Annotated in this window: 24 protein-coding genes; 14 read left to right on the forward strand and 10 right to left on the reverse strand. The window is 69.5% G+C overall.

Annotated features, from left to right (window positions below):
* Positions 1 to 50: 50 nt before the first annotated feature.
* Entirely contained in the window at positions 51 to 926 is an 876-nt protein-coding gene (locus AC0KUR_RS21585; RefSeq protein ID WP_473376406.1) for a PilZ domain-containing protein, read from the forward strand.
* Positions 927 to 1150: 224 nt separating this feature from the next.
* Positions 1151 to 1480: a DUF4148 domain-containing protein gene (locus tag AC0KUR_RS21590; RefSeq protein WP_200088372.1), complete on the forward strand. Its 330-nt coding sequence runs from the start codon at positions 1151 to 1153 to the stop codon at positions 1478 to 1480.
* Positions 1481 to 1580: 100 nt separating this feature from the next.
* Here the strand turns inward: AC0KUR_RS21590 and AC0KUR_RS21595 are convergent, their stop codons facing one another.
* Genes AC0KUR_RS21595 through AC0KUR_RS21605 form a run of 3 tightly spaced genes read right to left on the reverse strand, consistent with a single transcriptional unit; the run spans position 1581 to position 3897 of the window.
* Positions 1581 to 2474, reverse strand: coding sequence for a DMT family transporter (locus AC0KUR_RS21595; protein ID WP_051701101.1), 894 nt, complete (start codon positions 2472 to 2474; stop codon positions 1581 to 1583).
* 8 nt (positions 2475 to 2482) lie between these two features.
* The gene (locus AC0KUR_RS21600; RefSeq protein ID WP_473376407.1) at positions 2483 to 3271 is read right to left on the reverse strand and encodes a DUF2182 domain-containing protein; all 789 of its coding nucleotides are present in this window, start codon (positions 3269 to 3271) and stop codon (positions 2483 to 2485) included.
* A gap of 23 nt (positions 3272 to 3294) precedes the next feature.
* Positions 3295 to 3897, reverse strand: coding sequence for a DUF1326 domain-containing protein (locus AC0KUR_RS21605; RefSeq protein WP_034191415.1), 603 nt, complete (start codon positions 3895 to 3897; stop codon positions 3295 to 3297).
* A gap of 325 nt (positions 3898 to 4222) precedes the next feature.
* Here AC0KUR_RS21605 and AC0KUR_RS21610 point away from each other — a divergent pair, with 325 nt between their 5' ends.
* Complete coding sequence (locus AC0KUR_RS21610; protein ID WP_034191414.1) at positions 4223 to 4627, forward strand: lysozyme inhibitor LprI family protein; 405 nt, start codon at positions 4223 to 4225, stop codon at positions 4625 to 4627.
* Positions 4628 to 4666: 39 nt separating this feature from the next.
* Here the strand turns inward: AC0KUR_RS21610 and AC0KUR_RS21615 are convergent, their stop codons facing one another.
* Together AC0KUR_RS21615 and AC0KUR_RS21620 are read right to left on the reverse strand one after the other, a co-directional pair.
* Positions 4667 to 5314 carry a response regulator gene (locus tag AC0KUR_RS21615; RefSeq protein ID WP_006483707.1) on the reverse strand — a complete coding sequence of 216 codons (648 nt, stop codon included), beginning with the start codon at positions 5312 to 5314 and terminating at the stop codon, positions 4667 to 4669.
* A complete protein-coding gene (locus AC0KUR_RS21620; protein ID WP_034191413.1) occupies positions 5311 to 7425 on the reverse strand; it encodes a PAS domain-containing sensor histidine kinase in 2115 nt (704 codons plus the stop codon). Before AC0KUR_RS21620 ends, AC0KUR_RS21615 begins: the two co-directional genes overlap by 4 nt.
* Before the next feature lie 321 nt (positions 7426 to 7746).
* On the opposite strand from AC0KUR_RS21620, the gene AC0KUR_RS21625 reads away from it, so the two are divergent.
* The 5 genes from AC0KUR_RS21625 (at position 7747) to AC0KUR_RS21645 (ending at position 13224) form a co-directional block, all read left to right on the forward strand.
* A complete protein-coding gene (locus tag AC0KUR_RS21625; protein ID WP_034191412.1) occupies positions 7747 to 8217 on the forward strand; it encodes a universal stress protein in 471 nt (156 codons plus the stop codon).
* Between the two features lie 308 nt (positions 8218 to 8525).
* Positions 8526 to 9032 carry a cupin domain-containing protein gene (locus AC0KUR_RS21630; RefSeq protein WP_059556515.1) on the forward strand — a complete coding sequence of 169 codons (507 nt, stop codon included), beginning with the start codon at positions 8526 to 8528 and terminating at the stop codon, positions 9030 to 9032.
* Between the two features lie 187 nt (positions 9033 to 9219).
* Positions 9220 to 10245 carry a DedA family protein/thiosulfate sulfurtransferase GlpE gene (locus AC0KUR_RS21635; RefSeq protein WP_034191410.1) on the forward strand — a complete coding sequence of 342 codons (1026 nt, stop codon included), beginning with the start codon at positions 9220 to 9222 and terminating at the stop codon, positions 10243 to 10245.
* 441 nt (positions 10246 to 10686) lie between these two features.
* The gene (locus tag AC0KUR_RS21640) at positions 10687 to 12069 is read left to right on the forward strand and encodes an amino acid permease (RefSeq protein WP_124608352.1); all 1383 of its coding nucleotides are present in this window, start codon (positions 10687 to 10689) and stop codon (positions 12067 to 12069) included.
* Positions 12070 to 12288: 219 nt separating this feature from the next.
* On the forward strand, positions 12289 to 13224 hold the full coding sequence (locus AC0KUR_RS21645; RefSeq protein ID WP_034191675.1) for a universal stress protein: 936 nt from the start codon (positions 12289 to 12291) through the stop codon (positions 13222 to 13224).
* Between the two features lie 518 nt (positions 13225 to 13742).
* Here AC0KUR_RS21645 and AC0KUR_RS21650 read toward each other — a convergent pair.
* Complete coding sequence (locus AC0KUR_RS21650; RefSeq protein ID WP_473376408.1) at positions 13743 to 14177, reverse strand: hypothetical protein; 435 nt, start codon at positions 14175 to 14177, stop codon at positions 13743 to 13745.
* A 63-nt stretch (positions 14178 to 14240) separates the two neighbouring features.
* Here AC0KUR_RS21650 and AC0KUR_RS21655 point away from each other — a divergent pair, with 63 nt between their 5' ends.
* From AC0KUR_RS21655 to AC0KUR_RS21665, 3 genes are all read left to right on the forward strand, one after another.
* Entirely contained in the window at positions 14241 to 14423 is a 183-nt protein-coding gene (locus AC0KUR_RS21655) for a hypothetical protein (protein ID WP_473376409.1), read from the forward strand.
* Between the two features lie 324 nt (positions 14424 to 14747).
* Positions 14748 to 15002: a DUF3562 domain-containing protein gene (locus tag AC0KUR_RS21660; protein ID WP_034191407.1), complete on the forward strand. Its 255-nt coding sequence runs from the start codon at positions 14748 to 14750 to the stop codon at positions 15000 to 15002.
* A gap of 245 nt (positions 15003 to 15247) precedes the next feature.
* The gene (locus AC0KUR_RS21665; RefSeq protein WP_034191406.1) at positions 15248 to 17047 is read left to right on the forward strand and encodes a methyl-accepting chemotaxis protein; all 1800 of its coding nucleotides are present in this window, start codon (positions 15248 to 15250) and stop codon (positions 17045 to 17047) included.
* Positions 17048 to 17075: 28 nt separating this feature from the next.
* On the opposite strand, the gene AC0KUR_RS21670 is transcribed toward AC0KUR_RS21665, so the two are convergent.
* Positions 17076 to 18113 carry a sigma-54 interaction domain-containing protein gene (locus AC0KUR_RS21670; RefSeq protein ID WP_034191405.1) on the reverse strand — a complete coding sequence of 346 codons (1038 nt, stop codon included), beginning with the start codon at positions 18111 to 18113 and terminating at the stop codon, positions 17076 to 17078.
* A 381-nt stretch (positions 18114 to 18494) separates the two neighbouring features.
* On the opposite strand from AC0KUR_RS21670, the gene AC0KUR_RS21675 reads away from it, so the two are divergent.
* From AC0KUR_RS21675 to AC0KUR_RS21685, 3 genes are read left to right on the forward strand one after another with little or no spacing between them, the layout of a single operon-like run.
* Positions 18495 to 20483: a hybrid sensor histidine kinase/response regulator gene (locus tag AC0KUR_RS21675; protein WP_200088379.1), complete on the forward strand. Its 1989-nt coding sequence runs from the start codon at positions 18495 to 18497 to the stop codon at positions 20481 to 20483.
* A gap of 36 nt (positions 20484 to 20519) precedes the next feature.
* Positions 20520 to 20927 carry a BON domain-containing protein gene (locus AC0KUR_RS21680; protein WP_124608349.1) on the forward strand — a complete coding sequence of 136 codons (408 nt, stop codon included), beginning with the start codon at positions 20520 to 20522 and terminating at the stop codon, positions 20925 to 20927.
* Between the two features lie 52 nt (positions 20928 to 20979).
* Positions 20980 to 21603, forward strand: a complete 624-nt coding sequence (locus AC0KUR_RS21685; RefSeq protein WP_124608348.1) for a DUF4142 domain-containing protein — start codon at positions 20980 to 20982, stop codon at positions 21601 to 21603.
* A 6-nt stretch (positions 21604 to 21609) separates the two neighbouring features.
* Here AC0KUR_RS21685 and AC0KUR_RS21690 read toward each other — a convergent pair whose 3' ends face one another.
* The 3 genes from AC0KUR_RS21690 to AC0KUR_RS21700 all read right to left on the reverse strand — a co-directional run bounded on the left by AC0KUR_RS21690 (position 21610) and on the right by AC0KUR_RS21700 (position 23162).
* Complete coding sequence (locus AC0KUR_RS21690) at positions 21610 to 22113, reverse strand: PRC-barrel domain-containing protein (RefSeq protein ID WP_034191402.1); 504 nt, start codon at positions 22111 to 22113, stop codon at positions 21610 to 21612.
* A gap of 30 nt (positions 22114 to 22143) precedes the next feature.
* On the reverse strand, positions 22144 to 22575 hold the full coding sequence (locus AC0KUR_RS21695; RefSeq protein WP_034191673.1) for a CBS domain-containing protein: 432 nt from the start codon (positions 22573 to 22575) through the stop codon (positions 22144 to 22146).
* Between the two features lie 338 nt (positions 22576 to 22913).
* A complete protein-coding gene (locus tag AC0KUR_RS21700) occupies positions 22914 to 23162 on the reverse strand; it encodes a hypothetical protein (RefSeq protein ID WP_034191401.1) in 249 nt (82 codons plus the stop codon).
* Positions 23163 to 23266: the final 104 nt, after the last annotated feature.

Here is a 23266-nt window from a genome sequence, read left to right on the forward strand (position 1 = left end):
CCGTAATCAAGTTGTCACGACAGCTCGCGCGGTCGCTCCGCGCCTCTCCGATGCGGCTTTCCCCCGACTACGTCGCACTCGCGCGCGACGATCTTTGCGCCGGCGTTCCGCTCGGCTTCGATCTCTACGATGCCGACGGCGCCGCACTGCTGCCGGCCGGCACGACACTGCGCGATGCCGCGCAGCACGCTTTCCTGTTCGACCATTTCCGGCCCATGCGCCGTCGCGGCGACGCCGACGCCGATCCGCGCGCGCAGGCCGCGATGCCGCCGGCCACGCGCATGGGACTGTCGGCGGGTGCCGCGATCGGCATCCGCCGCCGGGTCGGCACGACACGCGCGTTGCAGCGCTGCCGGCTGATCGGCGTCGCCGCATCGGGCGCGCTGTTCGTCGAGCCGCAGCCGGCGGCCGTGCTGGAATTCGCGCGCGGCGACGACATCGAGGCGGTCGCGATCGGCCGCGCCGCGGTGTCCCGTTTCGGTGCGACGATCGAGGCGGTGCAGGCGTCGGGGGCCGCGCCGTTCATGATCCTGTCGCCTCCCGGCTTCGTCGACCGGCTGCGCACGCGCGCGGAGCCGCGCGTGCCGGTGCGGATCGCGGCCTGCTGCGCGGGCGGAGCGGACCCTGCGGAAGGCATCGGGATGGTGCGCGACATCAGCCTGAACGGGCTGTCGATTGCCGTCGACCGGACGATCGCCGCAACCGGCGAGCCGTTGCGCGTGCTGCTCCCGTATGCGGCCGCCGACCGGGTCGAGCTGCTGGCGCTCGACGGCACGGTGCGCGCCGTCCATGCCGATCCGGCGACGCCGGCGCTGACGCTGCATCACACGGCGTTGGGCGAACCCGCCGACGGCGACCGGGTCCGCCTGAAGGCGCTGCTGTTCGACCGGCTGATGGCGTCGGCGGATACCGATCGCCTGCGCTGACGGGCGGCCGGCGCACGGCGGACAGCGCATCGAGGTATTCGGTGCGTGAGCGCCGATAATCATCTGATGAATCGGCTTATTCCCGCGAGATTGTACGGTTTCCGTCAACAGTGAATTTGCGATTTAAGTATTTACCCTGATAGCCGCGACTCCTAGACTTCTACTCATGCGCAACGACCCCGAGTCCGAAGCGCCTGACAAAACAATCCTGGAGGTAACGCATCATGAAATCGCTGATCAAGGCAGTTGCACTGGCCGCCCTCGTGGCCGCACCGGTCGTCTCGTTCGCCCAATCGAACCAGCAGCCGCTGACGCGCGCGCAAGTGCGCGCCGAGCTGGTCCAGCTCGAAAAGGCCGGCTACAACCCGAACGACTGGATGAACTACCCGGAAAACATCCAGGCCGCGCAAGCGAAGATCGCCGCCGCGCAAAACACCGGCGCGCAAGCCGACGCAACGGGCTACGGCGCGAATGCCGCCGCCACGTCGCAGTCGGGCCAGCGCGTGGTCGTGCCGACCGCCGCCGATCGCTCGTCGGTGTACTTCGGCCACTAAGCCGGCAGGCGCCCGCGAGGGTGCCGGACTGGCCGCTTCCGCTGAACCCGCGCACGGTGTCCGCCGTGCGCGGGTTTTGCATTGGGGCGGCCGATCGGCATCACGATCCGGCGCCCGCATGGCGGGCACGGCTCGCGAGCACGGCGGCGACACCGCCGAGGATCGCGGCCGACGCGAGCGCGAGACGCCAGGTCGGCTGCTCCGACAAGAACAGCACGGCGCCGCACGCGGCGATCGGCGGCACCGACAACTGGACCGCCGCGGCGCGCATCGCGGTCAGGTGCCGCAGCGCGGCGTACCAGATCACGTAGCCGATGCCCGAAGTCAGCGCGCCGGACAGCACGGCGAGCGCGATGCCGGCCGGTGTCAGGTGAAGGCGGCCGGCGAGCGCGGCGCTCAACGCGAGTGCCAGCGGCGCGGCCCGCATGAAATTGCCGGCGGTCGCCGCGACCGGATCGGCGGTCCGACGGCCGCGTATCGAATAGATGCCCCATGCAATGCCGGCGACCGTCATCAGTGCGGCGCCGCCCGGCGTCGGCGCGGCGAGCCCCGGCGAGACCAGATACAGCAACCCGGCCAGCGCCGCGCCGAATCCGGCCCAGCCCGCGGGAGCAAACCGTTCGCCGGCGCGCCAGCCGGCCGCGAACATCGTCAGCTGCACCGCGCCGAACAGGATCAGCGCGCCGGTGGCGGCGCTGACGGTCAGGTACGCGAACGAGAAGCATGCGACATACGCGAACAGCATCGCCGCCGCAGGCCAGTCCGCCGGCTGGGCGGCCCGCCGCGCCCCCGCGCGTGCGACGAGCGCGAGCATCAGCGCGCCTGACACGAGGCGCACGGTGCCGAAGCTGGCCGCGTCGATCCGGCCGGCCTGCAGCGCAAGCCGGCACAGCAGCGAGTTCGATGCGAACGCAAGCATCGCGACCGACGTCAGCACGGCGGCGCGTGCGCCCGGCCGCACGTGCGACGCGAGTGCGGAGGCGGGCGGGCGCATCGCGGGCCTCACGCGTGACCGGCGACGATCAGCACGGCCGCGCCGAACAGCGCGGCACCGAGCGGCGCGGTGAGTTGCCGTCCCCACACGGCGTTCTTTTCGAGGGCCATCAGCGCGGCGAGCGACAGCATCCAGCCGAGACTGCCCGCACCGACGACGAACATCAGCAGCATCAGCGCCCAGCAGCAGCCGACGCAGAACAGGCCGTGACTGGCGCCCAGCGCGAACGCGTGCCGCAACGGCGAGCGGCCGCGCCAGTGGCCGATCACGAAACCGAGCGGCGTGCGACAACGTTCGAGACAGCGCGCCTTCAATCCGCTGAACTGAAACGCGCCGGCCAGCGCAAGGACGGCCGCGCCGATCAACCAGCCGCGCCACGCCAGCGCCGGCACATGCGCGACGCCCGCCAGCAGCAGCGCGTGCAGGCCATGCGCGACGAGACCGAAGCCGCTCCATGCCGCGACGTAGCCGAGGCCGACGAGTGCGAGCAGCCGCGCGCGGTCGGGGCGCTCCGCCACGACGCGTGAGAACGTGTCGAACAGCGTCAGCGTCGTCGGCAGCATCATCGCGAGGATCATCAGCGCCCAGGCGGCCGCGTCGAACGCGGCCGGCAGCCACAGCGCGCCGCCCGGCAGCGCGCGGCACAGCGTGCTGAACGGCAACGACGACGCGTTCTCGCCGTGCTCGAGATAGCGCCCGTACGGGCTGCGCGTCCACGCCCACAGCGTGACCCACGCGAATCCGACGAGACTCGCGAGCACGAACGGAAACAGTCGCCGGTGCAGCCGCGCGGCCATGGTCGGTTACGTGCGGCCGCGATTCATGCGTCGAACTGGAACGTGCTCTGCAGCGCGTTGTGATTCTTCAGATCGACGTCGATGCCGATCGCCGCGTTCTTCGACCGGTAGACGGGCGCCTTGCCGACGAACACGGGGGCGCCGGGTACCGTCGAGAACACGGTATCCGCCAGCGTCGTCTGCGCGCCGCTCGGGCCGAGATACGGTTCGAGTTCCGCGTGGTAGTCGGTGCCGATCGACAGCGTGCCGCGGGCGCCGACGACATCGAACGTGATCGGCGCGCGTTCGACCGACACGACCTTGCCGATCAGTTTCGCGAGCTCGGCGATCGGGCCGCCGGCCTGGCCCGTATAGACCTTGAGGAGCGCCTGCTCCTGCGCGTCGGATGCGGTGTCGCTCACGTAGATCGCGGCCGTCCAGTTGCCTTGCAGGATGTTGCCCGGCACGCGGCACACCGCGGCGATCGTGTTGCCGCCGACGTCGACACCGTCGACGGTGCCCTTGTCGACGTGCCACGCGACGATGGTGTCGCAGACGCCGAAATCCGGATCCTCGCCGATCCAGCACGGGCAGAGTACGCGGCAGTTGCAGACCTCGAGCAGACGGCCTTCCAGGTGATAGCTCATGATTTCCTCCAGGGGAGCGACGGCGCTTGCGCGTTGTGCTGGGCGGAGGAAACCGGCTGACGAAACGTCACGACCGCTCGGCGTCGCGAACGCGAAATGCGCTGAGGAATGCGGCGGAAGCGAAGACGGGATGGATGCGATAGCGCGGCCTGAAACGGCGTATCGATTTTCCAGTGTAGGCGTGCGGGGCCGATATGCAAGGCGCCGGCTGACAAGCGTCTGCGCGTGCGCTAGCATCGCGGACGGTGTCGCCGCGCGCCGAGGCGCGGCAGGGCAACCGGCCCGGCACCGGGTTCCGCATTTCAACGAACAACAAGGAGCATCCATGCGTGTCTTGACCGGTCTGTTGTGCTCGCTGGCGCTGCTGGCGAACGTCGCCCATGCACAGGCGAATTGTGCGGACGCGGCGGATCAGGCGGCGATGACGGCATGTGCCGATCGCGCGTACAGGAAATCCGACGGCGAGCTGAACCGGACCTACCAGGCCGTCACCGCGCGCCTGCGCGATGCGCGGCCGCTCGCCGACAAGCTCGTGAACGCGCAGCGCGCGTGGATTGCCTACCGCGATGCCGAATGCGGTTTCTCCAGCGCGAACGCGGAGGGCGGCAGCGCGTATCCGATGGTCGTATCGACCTGCCTCGACGATCTGACGAAAGTGCGTACCGAAACGCTGAAGGGTTATCTGTCCTGCGAGGAAGGCGATCTCGCGTGCCCGGTGCCCGGCAAGTAAAGGGCAGGCGCGGGCCCGGCCGGGCCCGCGATACGCCGGCTAGACGTCGTCCGTCTCGTCGAGCAGCTTGTGCCGCATCGCGTACCGCACCAGCGCCGCTTCGTGCGGCATCTGCATCTTTTCCAGGATTCGCGTCTTGTAGGTGCTGACGGTCTTCGCGCTCACGCACAGCGCGTTCGCGATCTCGGTCAGCGTCTGGCCGGCGGCGATCCGCCGGAACACGTCGAATTCGCGATCGGACAGCCGCTGGTGCGGCAGCGTCTCGGCCGGCTCGTTCAGGCTCTGCGCGAACTGCTCGGCCATCGCGAGGCTCACGTAGACGCCGCCCGACGCCACCTTCGTGACCGCGCCGACCAGCTCGGCGCTCGCGCTTTCCTTCGTCAGATAACCCGACGCACCCGCGCGGAACGCACGCACCGCGTATTGCTGCTCCGCATGCATCGTCAGCACGAGCACGCGCAGCGCGGGTTTCTCGTCCTTGATCTGCTTGATCAGCTCGACGCCGTTGCGGCCCGGCATCGACAGGTCGAGCACGAGCACCTGCGCGGGCGTCGCGCGCACGAGCGCGATCGTCGACGGGCCGTCGCAAGCCTCGCCGGCCACCTCGAATCCGGTGGCGTTCTGGAGGATGTGCCGCAGACCGTCGCGTACGAGCGTATGGTCGTCGGCGATGAGCACCTTGATCATGTGATGAGCGTTTCCTGTTGAACGGTACTGAGCGGAAATGCGACGGTAATCGAGAAGCCGCGCGCGAGCGCGGTGTCGATCGTCACGGTGCCGCCGAGCATGTGTGCGCGTTCGCGAATCCCGATCAGGCCGAACGACTTGTCCTCGTGGGCCGGCGCGCCGTGGGCCGCGCCGCGGCCGTTGTCCGCGACGCGCAGCACGCAGAAGCCTTCCTCGATGTCGAGCCGCAGCGCGACGCGTGTCGCGTCCGCATGACGCGCGACGTTCGTCAGCGCTTCCTGGACGATGCGGAACAGCGTGGTCGCGCCCGCGCTGGTGAACGTGAGGCCGCCCGTTTCGATGTGGCGTTCGACATCGATTCCGTAGCGGTTCGTGAAATCGTTCGCGAGCCATTCGATCGCGGGCACGAGGCCGAGATCGTCGAGCATCACCGGGCGCAGGTCGGCCGCGATGCGCCGCACCGACGCGACCGTCGCGTCGATCAGCCGCCGCATGCCCTGCAGGTGCGTCTGCACGCCCGCGTCCGGCTGCGCGCGGCCGGGCATCCGCAATTGCTGCTCGACGACCGACAAGTCCATTTTCAGCGCGGTGAGCTGCTGGCCGAGGTCGTCGTGCAGTTCGCGTGCGATCCGCGTCTTTTCTTCTTCGCGCACGTTCTGCAGGTTCGCCGACAGCTCGCGCAATTCCTCGCGCGACTGCTTCAGCGCGTTCTCGGCGCGCAGCCGCTCGGTGATGTCGCGCAGCATCACGGTATAGAGCTTGCCCGACGCGTCGCGGATCTGCGAGATCGACGCCTCGATCGGGAATTCCTCGCCGTTCGCGCGCAGCCCGAACAGCACGCGCTGGCGGCCCATCTGCCGCTCGGAGACGCCCGTCACGCCGAACTGGTCGACGTGCTTCGCGTGCGCGGCGCGGAACCGCTCGGGGATGAAGCGCGACAGCGGCGCGCCGATCGCCTCCATCGCGGACACGCCGAACACCTGCTCGGCCATCGGATTGAAGATCACGACCGTCTGCTTCTCGTCGATCGTGATGATCGCTTCCATCGACGAACGGATGATGCCCATCATCCGCGCCTCGTTGAGGATGCCGCGGCTGCTCGCGCCGGCATCGGCGGCCGCGCCGGCACGGCCGCGCAGCAGCGCATGGACGAGCGCCGCGAACGCGAACGACGCGATCAGCCCCGCGGCGAGCACGGTGCCGGCCGCGCGCTGCGCGCCGGTCGCGCTCGGGCGGCCGTCCGCGGAATAGGCGAGCGACAGCGCGGTGCCGCCGAAATTCAGCACGTCGGTGCGCCGCATCAGGTCGGGCGATGCCGACGCTTCGTCGGTCGTCGACTCGACGCTGGCGATCGCGCGCGGATCGCCGCCGGCCGTCATCCGCAGGTCGATTCCGCGTTCCGCGTCGAGCGCGCGCTCGACCAGGCGCCGCGGGCTCAGCGCCGCGAACAGCACCCCGTCGACGCCGGCTTCGCGCGTGCCGGACGGCGTGACGGCCGCATGCGGCGAGGTGGTCACGGGCAGGAACAGCGTCAGCGTGCGGGCGTCGCGGGAGGTATCGTCGTCGACCGGGTGGACGCCGAGCGCGATGTCGCCGCTCTGCAGCGCGCGTGTGAGCGGCGCCGCGTCGGATGCGCCGAAGCGGACGACCGGCGAGTTCGAGGCGGGCGCGCTGAGCGCCGCGGCCGCGAGCGGGCCGGCCGGCAACGGCTTCGCGCCGGCGAGGGCGCCGCGGGCGGCGGGCGTCAGCGGCGCATAGCCGATCTGCCGGACCGGCGAGCGGGCGCTGTCGAGATCGAGCGTCTCCGCGTACCGGCGCCATTGCTCGGGCGTCATGCCCGGGACGAGACCGAACGCGCCGCGCGCGCCTTCGAGCACGGCGACACCGGTCTGCAGCTCGTGGCGCAGCATCGCGCTCACGTGCGTCGTGCGGCGTTCGAAGCGCGCATGCACCGCGCCTTGCCACTGCTCGCGCACCAGCAGCGCGACGCACAGCGACAGCAGGGCGCCGGCGCACAGCGCAACGACGCCAGCCGCGAGCGGCTGGCGTAACATGGTCGGGAGGCGCGTGGGCCCTCGGGCGTCACGCGTCGGGGTTCCACTGGCGGTCATTCAATGGCCATGACTGTTGTTCGGGCTGCCCGGGGCACTCGGGCAGCGCAGCAAAACCGGGGAAAACTCGCACCGGTTGCGTGTAGCGTCTGTTTTCGAGATGAAATTGTGCGCGGTTTACGCATTTTTTGTAATAGGGTCACCTGAAATTGCGGCAGGCGGCGTGAAGCAGCGAGTCCGCCGGCCGCGCTTGACGCGCGTCAAGTGGCGCGTCGGCACGTGGGGCAGACTGTTCGGCAGGCCAGCCGGCACCGGGCCGGCTGGCGATAACGGGCCGCCGCGGCGCGATGCGCGACGCGTGCCCGGTCGGAGGGACGGACCATGTACAAGCGGATTTTCGTCGGGCTCGACGGCAGCCCGAGCGCGCGTCTCGCGCTGAACGAGGCGATCCGGATCGCGGCGGCGTCCGGCGGTGAAGTCACCTGCGCGTATGTCGTCGAGCACCGGCCTCAACTCGTCGACGTCGACGCGGGCTTCGCGGCCGAGCACGACGGCGATGCGGCCGCGACCGATGCCGTGACGCCGGTGCTCGACGACGCGAAAGCGGCGCTCGCGCAGCAGCGTGTGACCGGCTCCGTGCGTGCGCTCGACGCATACGGCGAGGATGTCGCCACCGTGCTGATGCGCACGGCGGCCGAAGCCGACGCGGACCTGATCGTGATGGGCACGAGCGGCCGGCACGGCCTGCGCCGGCTGCTGCTCGGCAGCGTCGCGGAATCGCTGCTGCGCGCGGCCGACCGGCCCGTGCTGCTGGTGCGGCACGACGAGCCCGGTACGCCGGCGGCGGCGTAGCACGCGGTCCGGCGCAACTGCATGGGCTGCCGCGAACGGAACGCGGCGGCGCACGTGCACCGGCAGTCTGTCCGCTGAAACGCACGACGTCCTTGGCGGCGCATCGCGCGCACCCGAATGTCCGCGATTGCACGCGCACGGTTGCATCCCGACATGCAGTTCTGGCAGCATCGACCGGAGTCCGCTCGATCGCCGCGCGCATGGCCGCAGCGATCGACGCAGGGGTATCCGGCTGGAACCGGTCGCACGGGCGATGAACCGGGCCGGCCGCCGGATGCCGGTTACCTACCTTACCGACGTCATCCGCCATGCCGATCTCCGCCCCCGACCTGATTCGCCAGTTCGACCTGCAGCCGCATCCCGAAGGCGGCTATTTCCGCGAAACCTACCGCGCGACCGATTCGGTCGTGCGGCCGGCCGACGGTGCGCCACGCGCCGCGTCGACCGCGATCTACTACCTGCTGTGCGACGGCGCGTATTCGTCGTGGCACCGGATCCGCTCCGACGAAGTCTGGCATTTCTACGCGGGCGACCCGATCGAAGTGTGGGTGCTCGACGCGCGCGACGGGCTGACGATTCATCGGCTCGGCAACCCGCTCACGCATCCGGGCACGGTGTTCCAGGCGGTCGTGCCGGCCGGGCGCTGGTTCGGCGCGCGCTGCGCGTCGCCCGAGCACGTCGCGCTCGTCGGCTGCACGGTGGCGCCCGGGTTCGAGTTTGCGGAATTCGAGCTGGCCGACACGGCCGCGCTGGCGGCCGCGTTTCCCGATTACGCGGAACACGTCGCCCGGCTCGCGCCGCGCGCCGACGTGTGACCGTCACGGTTGTGCAACCATCGGCGCGAAGCCCGTGCCGACGGTGCGTGTTCCGCGCGAGCGCGGCCAAACCCGTTTAGAATGCCGGTGATGCACGTGGTCGGCTGCGGACGTGCCGCGGTGGCCGTTGCACTGCCGTACCGACGGCCCCCGTCGCGCGGCCCGCATGCTTTCCAGGAGCGCCGCCGTGTGGCACTTTCCCATCGCTATTCCATCGTCGCTCGGCCCGTGGGCCGTGTTCGCGAGCGTGTTGATCACGCAGCTCGGCGTGCCGGTGCCGGCCGTGCCGATGCTGATTCTCGGCGGGACGATGGCGGCGATGGGGCAGGCGTCCTGGGCCAGCATGTTCGCGGCGGCGATCGGCGCGACGATGCTGGCCGATTCGATGTGGTTCTTCATGGGCCGTACGCGCGGCCGGCGCCTGCTGAACGGCCTCGTGCGCTTCTCGCTGTCGCTCGACACGACGCTGCGCTTTGCCCGTAACGTATTCGAAAGATACGGTGCGCCGCTGCTGGTGCTGTCGAAATTCCTGCCCGGCCTCGGCCTCGTATCGGCACCGCTGCTCGGCACGACCGCGATCGGCGTCGGCGTGTTCCTGTTCTGGGATCTGGCCGGTGCATCGCTGTGGGCCGCGTTCTGGCTGGTCGGCGGCGCGGCCATTCACGACCAGATCGTCCAGTTCGTGCTGTGGGTGCGCGCGAGCGGCGGCACGATCCTCGATGCGTTCCTCGCCATCTTCATCACGTTCCTGCTGTACCGCTGGGTGCGCCGCGTGCAGTTCCGCCGCTATCTCGCGCAGGTGCGCATCTCGCCGCCGCAACTCGTCGAGATGATGACGTCGGACGAGCCGCCGCTGATCTTCGACGCGCGGCCGAAGGCGATCCGCGAGCGCGAGCCGTACCGGATCGCCGGCGCGGTGCCGGTCGATCTCGATTCGCCGGACCTGCTCGACCCGGAAATGCTGAAACGGCCGATCGTCGTCTATTGCGTGTGTCCGAACGAGGCCACGGCCAAGCGTCTGATCGCGAAGATGCAGCGCAAGAAGATGATCCACAACATCCGGGCGCTGAAGGGCGGCCTCGATGCGTGGGAAAAGCATGGTTATCCGGTCGAGCCGCTGCCGGCCGATCTGGATTCGTCGCGTTATTTCGTGCGGCCGGATCACGGTGCGCTCGAAGGCGAATATACGGTGCGGGCGACGTTGTCGAAATAATGCGCGTGCCGTGCGCGCGTATTCAAATCCGACCACCGATTTCACGCGCCGCGATTTTTACGAAAATCGGCTGGCGCGAAACCTCCGATCCTCCCTATAATCCCGCCTGCATATTGCGTGCGCATGATCGCGCACATTCGACGCGTGTCCGTTCACGCCGAAAGCGATTGATCCCGTCGTCGCCCGCCACGCGCACAGCCGCGTCAGACGGGCCGCACGGGCGTATTCCGTGAAAGGCCCGATCCGTTTTCCGGATTGCTCCGGAGCATACGGATAATCCGCGGCGATTCCCATCGGATTGACGCAATATCCGCGTCGTTTCTCATTCGGAAAATGACGCCGGAGATTATTTCGTTTTCGGTTGCCGAAATAGGCATGAATGGTCGCGCATTGACATCGACACAATGACGGCGGCCCGCTCGCGGCTGCCAGGAGACGGACTTGAAACAACCAGAAGACCAGTTGCACCGCGGGCTGGAGGAACGGCACATCAACCTGATGGCGCTCGGCGCGACGATCGGCGTCGGCCTGTTCCTGGGCTCGGCCACCGCGATCCGCACGGCCGGCCCGGCCATTCTGCTGACCTATCTGCTGGGCGGCATCGCGATCTTCCTGATCATGCGCGCACTCGGCGAAATGGCGATCACCAATCCGGTCGCCGGCGCGTTCAGCCGTTACGCGCGCGACTACCTGGGACCGCTCGCCGGCTACCTGACCGGCTGGACCTACTGGTTCGTGTGGATCGTCACCTGCATGGCGGAAATCACGGCGGTCGGCGTCTACATGCACATGTGGTTCCCCGGCGTGCCGAACTGGATCTGGGCGCTCGCGGCGCTCATGGCGATGGGCTCGGTGAACTTCATCGCGGTCAAGCTGTATGGCGAATTCGAGTTCTGGTTCGCGCTGATCAAGATCGTCACGATCGTACTGATGATCATCGGCGGCGGCCTGATGATCGCGTTCGGCATCGGCAACGGCGGGGTCGCGACCGGCATCTCGAACCTGTGGTCGCACGGCGGCTTCATGCCGAACGGGATCAACGGCGTGATCGCCGCGCTGCCTATCGTGATGTTCGCGTATCTGGGCGTCGAGATGCTCGGCCTCACGGCCGGCGAAGCGCGCAACCCGGAAAAGTCGCTGACGAAGGCCGTGAACTCGGTGTTCTGGCGCGTGCTGATTTTCTACATCGGCGCGCTGTTCGTGATCATGTCGCTGTATCCGTGGGACCAGATCGGCACGCAGGGCAGCCCGTTCGTGATGACGTTCTCGCGGCTCGGCATTCCGGCGGCCGCCGGCATCATCAATTTCGTCGTGCTGACCGCGGCGCTGTCGTCGTGCAACAGCGGCCTGTTCAGCACCGCGCGGATGCTCTACAACCTCGCGCAGCAGGGTCAGGCGCCGGCCATGCTCGGCCGCGTGAACCGCAACGGCGTGCCGGTGTACGGCGTGATCGTGTCGGTCGCGCTGTTGCTGATCGGCGTGCTGCTCAACTATCTCGCGCCGCAACACGTGTTCACGTGGCTCACGTCGGTGTCGACGTTCGGCGCGATCTGGACGTGGTGCGTGATCCTGATCGCGCAGATGCGCTTTCGCCGCATGCTGTCGGCCGACAAGATCGCGCGCCTGCCGATCCGCGTGCCGTTCTATCCGCTCGGTTCGTTCGTCGCGCTCGGTTTTCTCGTGCTGGTCGTCGTGCTGATGGCGTTGACGCCCGATACACGCGTCGCGCTCGTGATCGGGCCCGTGTGGATCGTGCTGCTCGGCATCGCATATGCGCTGTTCTACGCGAACCGTCCGGCCGCCTCGATACCGACGAAGCCGTAAGCGCCGGGGCAGGGAGCCGCGCGATCGTTGATCGCGATCATGCACCGGCGGGCGGGACGACCTATGCTGAACGAATCGCTTGTCCGCGCTTCGCGTGGCTATCCGCCGATCCCCGCGACCGCGGCGTCCACCCGGCCGCCGCGCGCCGCTGCCGCGCGAGGCTCCCGTCGTCGTTCCGCGACGACGCGCACGCACCGCGCACGCACGGAGGCCTTCGCCATGCAGCCTGCCCAGTCCATCCCGACGCTCGCGCGGATCGCGCTGGCCGTCGATCCCACGCCCGAATCGCTGTCCGCCGCACGCTACGTGCACACGCTGCTGCGTCCCGGCATGCGATTGCGCATCGTCTGCGTGATCGACAACCCGCGGCTCGTCCTGCCGGACATCCCGCGCATCGACGCGTTGCTGACCTCCGCGCGCGAGGAGATGATCGGCGAAGCGAACGCCATCAACGCGCGGATCGCGGCGCTGTTTGCCGACAGCGGCATCGAGGTCGAGCAGGCCGTCATCGATACATCGGTCACGGGCGGCACGGTCGCCGATGCGCTGGTGAACGACACGTCGGCGTGGCAGGCGGACGCGCTGGTGGTCGGCGCGAATCCGCACCACGGGCTGCTTCGGCTCGTCGAGGGCGCGATGTCGGACACGCTGTCGAAGCGTGCGCGCTGTGCGCTGCTGATCGTACCGGCTGCCTACGCCCGGCCGTCGGAGGGTGAGCTGCAACGGCTGATGTTCGCGGTCGACGGCAGCGAGCCGTCGCTGCACGCGGTGCGCGTCGGGCTCGGCTTCGCGGCACCGACGACGTTGTTGTACGCCGCCTACGTGATCGATCGCGCGATTCGTCTGACCGATATCGTGCCGGTGCGTGCGCTCGAGGATGCGTACCGTGCGGAGGGCGAGGAGGCGCTCGCGAAAGTCGCGCCGCTGTTTCATGCGACCGGGAATCCGACCAAGCGCGGCATCGTCGAAACGCGTCCGACCAGCGACGACGTGGCGCATGCACTGATGCGCGATGCCGTGCACTGGCGAGCGGAACTGCTGGTGATCGGCACGCATGGCCGGCGCGGCATTGCCGCCTGGCTGATCGGCAGCGTCGCACGCCGTGTCGCGCATCTTGCCCAGGTGCCCGTGTTGCTCGTGCGGGGCGCCGCGTGAGTGGCAAGAACGATGCGACATCTTGCACGAAGCCGATGTCGATTGACCTGCATCAGAAACGGCATGCGCTTCGCGTGAGACAGTAATGGAACAACCGGCCGCGACGATGGTCTTTCGTGCATGGGCGACGACAGCCATGCCTGCATGACAAGCATCGAAATCGCCGATCCGGCCGGCCGCGCTCGACGGCGCGTTCAAATCGCCGCAACCATTTCCGGAGCCGCGCCATCGACTGCATGGCGTGTCATCCGACCGAGAACTCTCTGGCACGAGGGTAGGCAGCCCGCGGCTGCCTTGGAGGACGGGCGGGGTGCACGCACCCCGTCCGCTTTCCGCCTGGCTGGCCCCGTCGGATCACTTTCCCCGCAGGTATTATTTTGCATGTGGCCGTTCAGAACGGCACGTATGGGCGCGCGATGTCGAGGCCGATCGCGGCGAAGGTCGAGCCGGGCGCGGCGGAAGTGTCGCGACGCGCAGCCATCGCACGGCCGCGTGCCGTGCATCGACTGCAGGCGTGTTCAGGTGGTGCGAAGAATCGAGCACAGGTCGTGCCGGCGGACGACGCCGCGTCGCACGTGCGAGCGCGGGTGCACGACGTGCATCGGCCCGCATGCGTTGCACGCGCGGCTGCGCAGCCGGTTCGCATGCGGCCAGCCGGGGCGAGCCTTGCGGCGCGGCTCCGATTCGTCCGGCGCGTCGCCCGCTTGTCGCGCGCCGAGCGCCGCGGCGAACCGCTGCAGCGCGAGGATCGACCCCGCGACGCTCTGGTACTTTTCGCGGCCGATCTGCCCGTCGAGCGTGACGAGCAGTCCGGCTTCGCGAGCGAGCGCGAGCAAGGTGTCGAGATCGTCGGACGGACGGTTGCCGGCCAATACGGTCCGGGCGGGCAGGGCGCGCGCGTTGCCCGACGCGCGCCGCTGGCCGTCCCGGCCCGGGAAGTTGCGATGTGCCATGGTTGGTCTCCTGCGCCAGGCCCCGCGTGCCTCGCTCGATGGCTGGCTGGGCGATGATCCGGCATGAACGCGTATGAACGCGTTGTTCATGGCATCAGTATCGTGTGGCGGCAGCAGGCTGCCAAGCGGCGCGCGCTGAAGTCGTTGTCAGGTATTGCGCGGCGCGTATCGGAATCCGCTGACACGCATCGCGGCCAATTGGCCGTTCGTCCGCCGGCCGTCGATCCGGCTCATTCGTTCCGATGAATGAACCGGGGGCGGGCGTCGCTTGACTCAGGTTTTCGGCCGGTCTATGGTCTGCCGTGCATCTGCGTCGAGCGGGGGACCATCGCCCGCCTGTCGCCGGTGTCGCGCCCCGGGGTGGCGTGGCAGCACGTCCAGTCTCGTTCGCGGGCCGTTTGCGCCGCGAATCAAGCGCGGCCGGTTCGGGAACGGATCGGCACGGCGGCACGCAACGTGCCGTTGATCGCGCGCAAACACGCGCCGGCGCATCGCACGCCGCGCGGCCGACCCGTGTCTAAGCTTCCAGTACCGTCGTTTCTTTATTCCTCGACTGTCAGGAGTCTGTCGATGTCCAGGGACAATTTGCTCGATTCACTGAAGGAAATTGCCGAGCAGCGTGCGATCGGCGCGGATCAGTTGCGTGCGATGCTCGACGATGAGGTGCGTGTGTTGTCGTCCGGCGCACGCGTGCACGACTACATCCACGTGTTCGCGATCCGGAACCTGCGCGAACGGATGCGGCAGCGGGACGATTTCGACGCCGACACGCAGGCCCGCGCGGCGCCGGCGGAAGCCGATCCGCGCCCGAGCGTCCGCCTGTGACAGGCGATTGCCGCGGCTGACACGGACCGTCGCCGGCCGCGGCCGAATCGCGCTCGACCGCTTTCAAGCGGGGCCAGCCGCCTGGGTTTCGCAGCGCGCAACCTGACGATCCGCTGACAGTCGCCCACCTCTTTCGCCATCCATTTCATTGAATTGTCACAACGGCCTCAAGTAAGTGGCGCGATTGCCGTTTACCCGGTGAATTCGTCCACCGGGCGTTCGCGCTCCCTTACCGAGTCGTTGCCATGTTTTCGTCCATCCGCGCCCGCATCCTTGCCGCGTGCGTCGCCATTGTCGTATTCGCGCTCGTCGCCAGCACACTGATCAACTACTTCATCGCGCGCTCGTACAACGACGACGCGATCGACCGCAACCTGACCTCCGTCGCGAGCGGCCACGTGGTCGGGATCGCCGACTGGGTCGCGACCCGGAGCCGGATGATCGCGTCGCTGCAGGATGCGGCGCTCGCGCCCGATCCGCTGCCGGTGTTCAAGCAGATGGCCACGGCCGGCGGCTTCACGAACGTCTACGCTGGCTATGCCGACAAGGCGTTCCGCTTCTCCGACCCGACCGGCATCCCGCCCGACTACGATCCGACCGGCCGCCCGTGGTACAAGCAGGCCGCGCAGGCCGGCAAGCCGGTCGTCACGCCGCCTTACGTCGATGCCGGCACCGGCAACCTCGTCGTCACGTTCGCGGTGCCGATCCTGCGTGACGGCGCGCTGAAGGGCGTCGTTGCCGCGGACGTCGCGATGGACAGCGTGATCGCCAACGTGAAGTCGATCCGCCCGACGCCCGCGAGCTTCGGGATGCTGGTCGACAGCAGCGGCCACGTCGTCGCGCATCCGGACCCGAAGCTCACGCTGAAGCCGGTCGCCGACGTGTCGCCGGAACTCGGCGCGACGGGCGCGGCGACGATCGCGGCCGCGACGGCCCCCGTCGAGGTGAGCGTCGGCGGCGACGCGAAGCTGGTGCGTGCGCGCCCCGTGCCGGGCACCGACTGGTATGCGCTGGTGCTGCTCGACAAGGCTGAGGCGACGGCCGGCATGCGCTCGCTGCTGACCGCGTCGCTGATCACGCTGGTCGTGATCGTCGGCGTCGCGTCGCTGATCATCGGCGCGATCACCGCGACCGCGTTCCGCCGCCTGTCGCAGGTCCGCCAGGCGATGGCCGCGATCGGCTCGGGTGCCGGCGACCTGACGCAGCGCCTGCCGGCCGAAGGCCGCGACGAAGTCGCCGACATCGCGCGGTCGTTCAACAGCTTCGTCGACAAGCTGAACGACGTGATGCGCGAGATCCGCGACGCAAGCGAATCGGTGCGCACGGCCGCGAACGAGATCGCGGCGGGCAACCAGGACCTGTCGTCGCGGACCGAATCGGCCGCGGCAAGCCTCGAGGAGACGGCTGCGTCGATGGAAGAGATCACCGCGACCGTCGGCCAGTCGGCGGCCGCCGCCGGCCAGGCCGACGAGCGCGCGGCGGCGGCCTCGCGGATCGCGTCGCACGGCGGCGTGGTCGTGTCGGACGTCGTCGCGACAATGGAGAAGATCGAGGAAGCGTCCGGCCGGATCGGCGACATCATCGGCGTGATCGACGGCATCGCGTTCCAGACCAACATCCTCGCATTGAACGCGGCCGTCGAAGCGGCGCGTGCGGGCGAGCAAGGCCGCGGCTTCGCGGTCGTCGCGCAGGAAGTGCGCAGCCTTGCGCAACGCAGCGCGCAGGCCGCGCGCGAAGTGAAGGTGCTGGTCGAATCGACGGTCGCGAGCGTGTCGGCCGGCTCCGGGCAGGTGCGCCAGGCCGGCGACACGATGCGCGAGATCGTGTCCAACGTGTCGAACGTGACGACCATCATCTCCGAGATCACGCATGCCGCGAACGAGCAGACGCGCGGCATCCAGGAAGTGAACCGCGCGGTCACGCAGCTCGATGAAATGGTCCAGCAGAACGCGGCGCTCGTCGAGCAGTCGACCGCCGCGGCGACCGCGCTGCAGTCGCAGGCGAATGCGCTGGCGACGACGGTCGGGCGGTTCAAGGTCGCGTAACCGCGGCCGGAAAGCGCCGCCGCCGCGCTCAGGAGCAGCCGCCGTCGCGCATCAGCGCGAGCCGGTTGTAGAGTGTTTTCAGGCTGATGCCGAGCGCCTTGGCCGCGCGCGGCTTGTTGCCGTCGAAGTGGCGCAGCGTGGCGGCGATGAAGCGTTGCTGCGCATGGTGCAGCGTCGCGCCGAGCGGCAGCGCCATCGCGCCCTCCGACGTGCGGTCGGGCGGCATCGGCTGCTTCGGCAGCGTCACGTCGATGCCGTCGTCCGACAGGATGTACGCACGCTCGATCGTGTTGTGCAGCTCGCGCACGTTGCCGGGCCACGAGTATGCGCGAAGTGCCGCGATCGCGGCGTCGGTCAGCCGCTTGTGCGAGCGGTGCCGCGCATTCAGCGTGTCGACGAATTCCTGCGCGATCGTCTCGACGTCGCCGTCGCGCTGCCGCAGCGGCGGTACGTACAGCGCGAACGCGGCGAGCCGGTAGAACAGGTCCTCGCGCAGCCGGCCGTCGCGCACGGCGTCGGCCGGGTTGTGGCGCGTGGCCGACACGATGCGCACGTCGAGCGGAATCGGCTCGGTGCCGCCCACCCGCACGATCACGTTCGATTCGATCGCCCGCAGCAGCTTCACCTGCAGCGCCGCGGGCATCTCGGCGATCTCGTCGAGCAGCAGCGTGCCGCCGCGCGCGGCCTCGAAAAAGCCCTCCCGCTGCGCGATCGCGCCCGTGAAACTGCCTTTCTCGTGCCCGAACAATTGCGATTCGGCGATATCGGGTGGAATCGCGCCGCAATTCACGGGCACGAACGGGCCGTCGCGCCGCGCACTCAGATCGTGCAGCCGGCGCGCGACGATGTCCTTGCCGACCCCGCTTTCGCCGGCAATCATCACGCTGGCGCGGGTCGGCGCGATTTTCTCGATGCGGCCGAGCAGCGTGCGCATCGCGGAGGACCGGCCGGACAGCCGGCGGCCGTCTGCGCGCTGCTTCGACCGGTTTGCGGTTTCATTCATCGGCATAGGCGGGCCGTTTTGAAATTCGGCATCACGCGTTCCGTTCATTGCAATATTTATCATCGACAGCGAAACGGCCGCGAAGGTGCCGCGGAATAGTAATTTCCAATGTCCGCGACGGGGACGGAAGAATTCGCCCATCGGTGTCCGGGCTCACCGCGAAAGGCAGCTCGATCGAGGGTCGGACTCGCGCCTTTTTACAGAAAGCCGATGAAAAAAGGCGGTCGCGACCGCTTTCGGCCGAAGCAGCGGCCAGCCTGCATCGGCGCCGGACCGCCTGCGCTCATGCACCGTCCCGCCATCCTCGCCGGATCGCCGCGTCACGCCCGTCCCGGGCACATGGCTTGCGGATGTCTCCGGGCCCGCCCGGCACGCTCGACGGTATCTCGGATGGCCGAACGGTACGACGCCGCACGACGGGAACCGGCGCGAGGCAAGGATGCAATGAAGACCCTGACCCATGAGCTGTTGCGGCAGGGTGCATGGGTCGTGCTGGCCGTCGGGCTGGCGTCCGCGCTGCAGGCGTGGGCGATTCACGCCGTCGGCGGGCACGCGCCATTTGCGCCGCTGCCTTTTTATGCGGGGGTTGCGGCTGCCGCATGGCTGACGTCGTTCGGTGGCGGCCTTGCCGCGGCCGTCGCGAGCGTGGCCGTGATGGGCACGCTGTGGTGGCGCGATGCGCCGCTGGCCACGCTGCTCGCGCAGGCCGGCGCGTTCGTCGCGATCAGCTTCGTCGAGTGCGTGCTGGTGGCGGCGGTGAAGCCGCTGATCGCGAACGATCGCCTGCACGCAGTCGACGACGATGACGACGCGAACACCGAAGCGCGCCCGCTGCATCGCGAGCCCGCGCCGCTCGCACGCGATCCCGACGACAGCCTCTTGCGCCGGGTGGTCGACGCGTCGCCCGATGCGATCGTCGGCGTCGACACCACGCGCCGGATCACGAGCTGGAACCCGGCCGCGCGCCGGCTCTTCGGGCTCGACGCGGCGCAGGCAAGCGGGCGCGACGTCGCCGAGATGATCACGCCGCGCTGGCTGCGGCGGCATCCGGTGCCCGCGACGTTCGCGAACCTGCATGCGCCGGTCGGGCCGCTCGACGTACTGTGCGTGCGGCGCGACGGCGGCCGTTTTCGCGCGACCTTCGCCGCGTCGCCGATCGTCGATGCGCAGGGCAACTGCACGGGCCTGTCGATGACGCTGCGCGAGGCGCGCGAACGCCGCCGCGGCGAGCGGCGCGACCTGCGCTCGTTGCGCGGCGCCCGCGACGCGCGTGCGCAGGCCGACACCGCGAACCGGCTGAAGGACGAATTGCTCGCCACGGTGTCGCACGAGCTGCGCACACCGCTGAACGTGATCTACGGATGGGTCGAGGTGCTGCGCAACATGGACGGGCATGGGCTCGCGGAGCAGGCGATCGACGCGATCGACCGCAGCGCGCGGTCGCTGTCGCACATGGTCGGCGACCTGCTCGACGCGTCGTCGCTCGCGACGGGCCGGCTGCGTCTCGAGCGCGTGCCGGTCGATCTCGTGCGCGTCGTGCGCGATGCAACGCGCGAGCTCGCTGCAACCGCGCAGGCGAACGGCCTCGAACTGTCGGCGGCGTACACGATGCCCGCCTGCGTGATTCCGGCCGATGGCGAGCGCGTGCGCCAGGTGCTGTCGAACCTGTTGTCGAACGCAATCAAGTTCACGCCGGCGGGCGGCCGCGTCACCGTATCGCTGACGCGTGCGGGCGAACGCGTGCGGCTGTCGGTCGCCGATACGGGCCAAGGGATCGCACCGGAATACCTGCCGCATCTGTTCGAGACCTTCAGCCGCCCCGAAGGCGCGTTCGCGTCGCCGAAGCGCGGCCTCGGGCTCGGCCTGTCGATCGTGCGCAACATCGCGCAGCTGCACGGCGGCGACGTCGTCGCGACGAGCGCCGGCCCCGGACGCGGGATGACCGTGACGGTCACGCTGCCGGCCGGCTGGGACGCAGACGACCCGGCCGAGAATCGGGCGCGCCGCGCAGGCGGGCCCGACTCGGTCGCGCTCGACGGCCAGCGCGTGCTCGTCGTCGACGACGATGCCACCTCGCGCGCGAGCCTCGCCGCGGCGCTCGAAACGATGGGCGCGCAGGTGTCGACCGCGCAGTCGGGGCACGACGCGCTCGACGCGGTGGCGCAGCATCCGCCGAGCGTCGTACTGTCGGATCTTGCGATGCCGGACGGCGACGGTTTCTGGTTGCTCGACCGGATTCGCCATTTGCCGGGCGGCAGCGGGCACTTGCCGGTCGTCGCGGTCACCGCGCACGCCGGCAAGGCCGACCGCCACCGTGTGCTGGCCGCCGGCTTCGATGCGTATCTGTGCAAGCCGGTCGACATGCCGACGCTCGCGAGCGTGATCGTCGACGTCGCGCCGGACGATGCGCAGCGCGGGAAACGGCGCGGCTGAGCGCCGCCCGGCGACAACGGAACGAGGGAGGCATCGATGGATGCAACGGAAACCAGGCGGTGCAACGGCGCGGGCAGCAAGCAGGCGCGGCGGCGCATGCGGCCGGTCGTGTCGATCGCGAGCCTGCTGATGCTGTCGTGTGCATGGATCGCGACACCCCGTCATGCAGCGGCCGACGAGAGCGTCGGTGCGAAGCTCGCGAGCCAGGCGTCGGCCGTCGGCGGCCAGATCCGCGATGCGACGCTCGCGTCCCGCGTCAGGGCCGCGCTCGTCGCCGAACGCGGATTGGCGTCCGGCGACATCGACGTCCAGGTTCGTCATCGTGTCGCCGAACTGTCGGGCAGCGTGCCCGACGAACGGCAGCGCGCGACCGCGATCCGCGTGGCGCGTGACGTCGACGGCGTACGCGGGGTGAGCGACAAGCTGCAGATCCGCCGGAAGTAACGTGACGCGCGGGCAGCGCCGGCCCGCTCCGTCGCGGCACACGGAGGTCAGGATGACCAGGAGCCCGAGAAAACGGCACGGTCGCCCGCGGGTGACCCTCGCGCTGGCTGCCGCCGTCGGCGTACTGGCGCTGGCGTATTCGCACGCGCAGACGCCGCCCGCGTCGTCGATACAGGTCGCGCCGGGCGTCGTCCGCCCCGGCACGACCGCCGACGAGGCCGGCATGACGCAGCGGCCCACCGGCATCGATGCCGAGTTCGTCGACAAGGCAGGCATGCTCGACAAGGTCGAACGGCAAGCCAGCCAGCTCGCGCTCGACCGTGCGTCGAATCCCGCCGTGAAGGCGTTCGCGCGCCGGATGATCGACGATCACGCCCGCATCGCCGGCGAATTGCGGCAGCTCGGCGCGCAAAAGGGCGTACCGGTACAGGCGCGGATGCTCGTCGATCCGGCGGTGACGGCATTGCGGACGAAGGAGGGCCATGCGTTCGACACCGCATATGTCGCGCTGGCGGGCCCGCGAGCGCATGAGGAGGCGATCCGGCTGTACGAAGCCGAAGCGAGGAACGGCCGTGATCCGCAGCTTCGCGCGTTCGCGGCCGGCACGCTGGCGACGCTGAACGCGCATCTGGCCGCCGCGCGGCAACTCGCGCGGACCGTCGCGGCCGCGCACTGACCGGCATCAACGGCGCCGCTTGGCGTCCTCGGGACCGTCCGGCGACGCCTCGTGCGGCGGCGAGTCGAGTGCCGTTTCGCCTTCCTCGATCAGCCAGTACGGCGCACTGCCGTAGTACGCATGCAGCGCCCCGGCCCAGTCCGGATCGGCCATCGCGGGCCAGCAGTCCGGGTCGAAGCCGGGCGCGTCGCGCACGAGTTCGGTCGCGACCGGCAGCACGAAGCATGTGCGCTCGACGTCGAGCACCAGCATGCTCCACGGCACCGCGAGTAGCTTGCCGCCGAGCCCGCGTATGCCGCCCGACGCGACGACCGCGTAGGCGACGCGGCCGGCCCGCACGTCGAGCATGATGTTCGCCACCTGGCCGATGTCGTCACCTTCGATCGTCAGCACGCGATCGCCCGCGAGCGTCCGGGCGGCCATCACGTCAGGCCCCGGCCCGCGGCCGGTCGGGCGGCGATCGCCGCCCACGATGCGCGTGTCGCCGCGCGACGCTCTGTCCATAGTCATCGATCTTCTCCTGGTCGAAGCCGGGGGCGGTCAGCGCCGGCGCGGCAGCGACACGTCCTCGAGCGTATTGGCCAGCTCGTCGCGTTCGGGGCCGCCCGCGCGTGTCGCGATGTCGCCGAGCGACACGATGCCGACCACCCGGCGGTCGCGGTCGAGCACCGGCAAGCGATGCAGTTGCACGTCGGCCATCCGTTGCTGAACGTCGCCGACGCCGTCGTCCTCGACACACCACTGCACGGGCGCGGATGCGACGGCCAGCACCGGCGTATCGGGCGCATGGCCGTGCGACAGCCCGCGCACCGCCAGGTCGCGGTCCGTGACGATCGCGACGAGTTCGGTGCCGTCGCAAACGGGCAGCACGCCGATATCGAAGCGCTGCATCAGTTCGGCTGCATGGCGAATCGTGTCGGTCGGTGCGACGCACACCACGTCGCGCGACATGATCTCGTTGACGCGATACATGAACGCCTCCTTCGTGAGCAGGACGAAACGGGAGCAGATGCCGTGCCGCGCGCACTGCGCATGCGCCGGGCCTCGACGGCCGCGCAACGGAGAAATTTGCCAGCCCGCTTGTACATCTTCCACGGCGGCTGCCGCGACGGGCGGCGCGAAACGTCAGTGGCCGACGCCCGTCATGACGACGATGGCCAGCACCACTGCGCTCTCGATGGCGGCCAGCGCGGCGACGCCGGCGGCGCCGCTGATCTCATGCCATCTGCGTTCGAGGTGTTTCATCAGATCGCTCCGAATGGATCCGGCCCGCCGATGCGGCGGTGCGCATCGCGAGCCGGGTGCCGCCGTCAGCCGTGATCGCGGGGCGGGGAAGGGGCGTGCGGCGCGCGACGTTCGTGCTTGCCGGACGGCTTGGCGGGGTCGATACGGGTCGCGCCGCCGACGGCGGGCGGATCGCTGGCCGGAAACGTCTCCTCGAGCCCTTCGTCGATGCGTTCCTCCGTCTTGTCTTCGGACGGCGGGCGCGACGGGGCGAGACGGAACGGTCCGGCAGCCGGTGACACGGCGTCGCGGCGGCCGGTGGCGTAAGCGGTCATGGTCGAACCTCCTTGGTCATGGATGCACGCGCAAGCGCCGTGCCCGTGACGGGCCGACGGCACGGCGCTTGCGCGCCGGGGAATCCGGACGCGCACGCGGGACG

It is taken from the genome of Burkholderia sp. YHN3-13, from assembly GCF_055810675.1.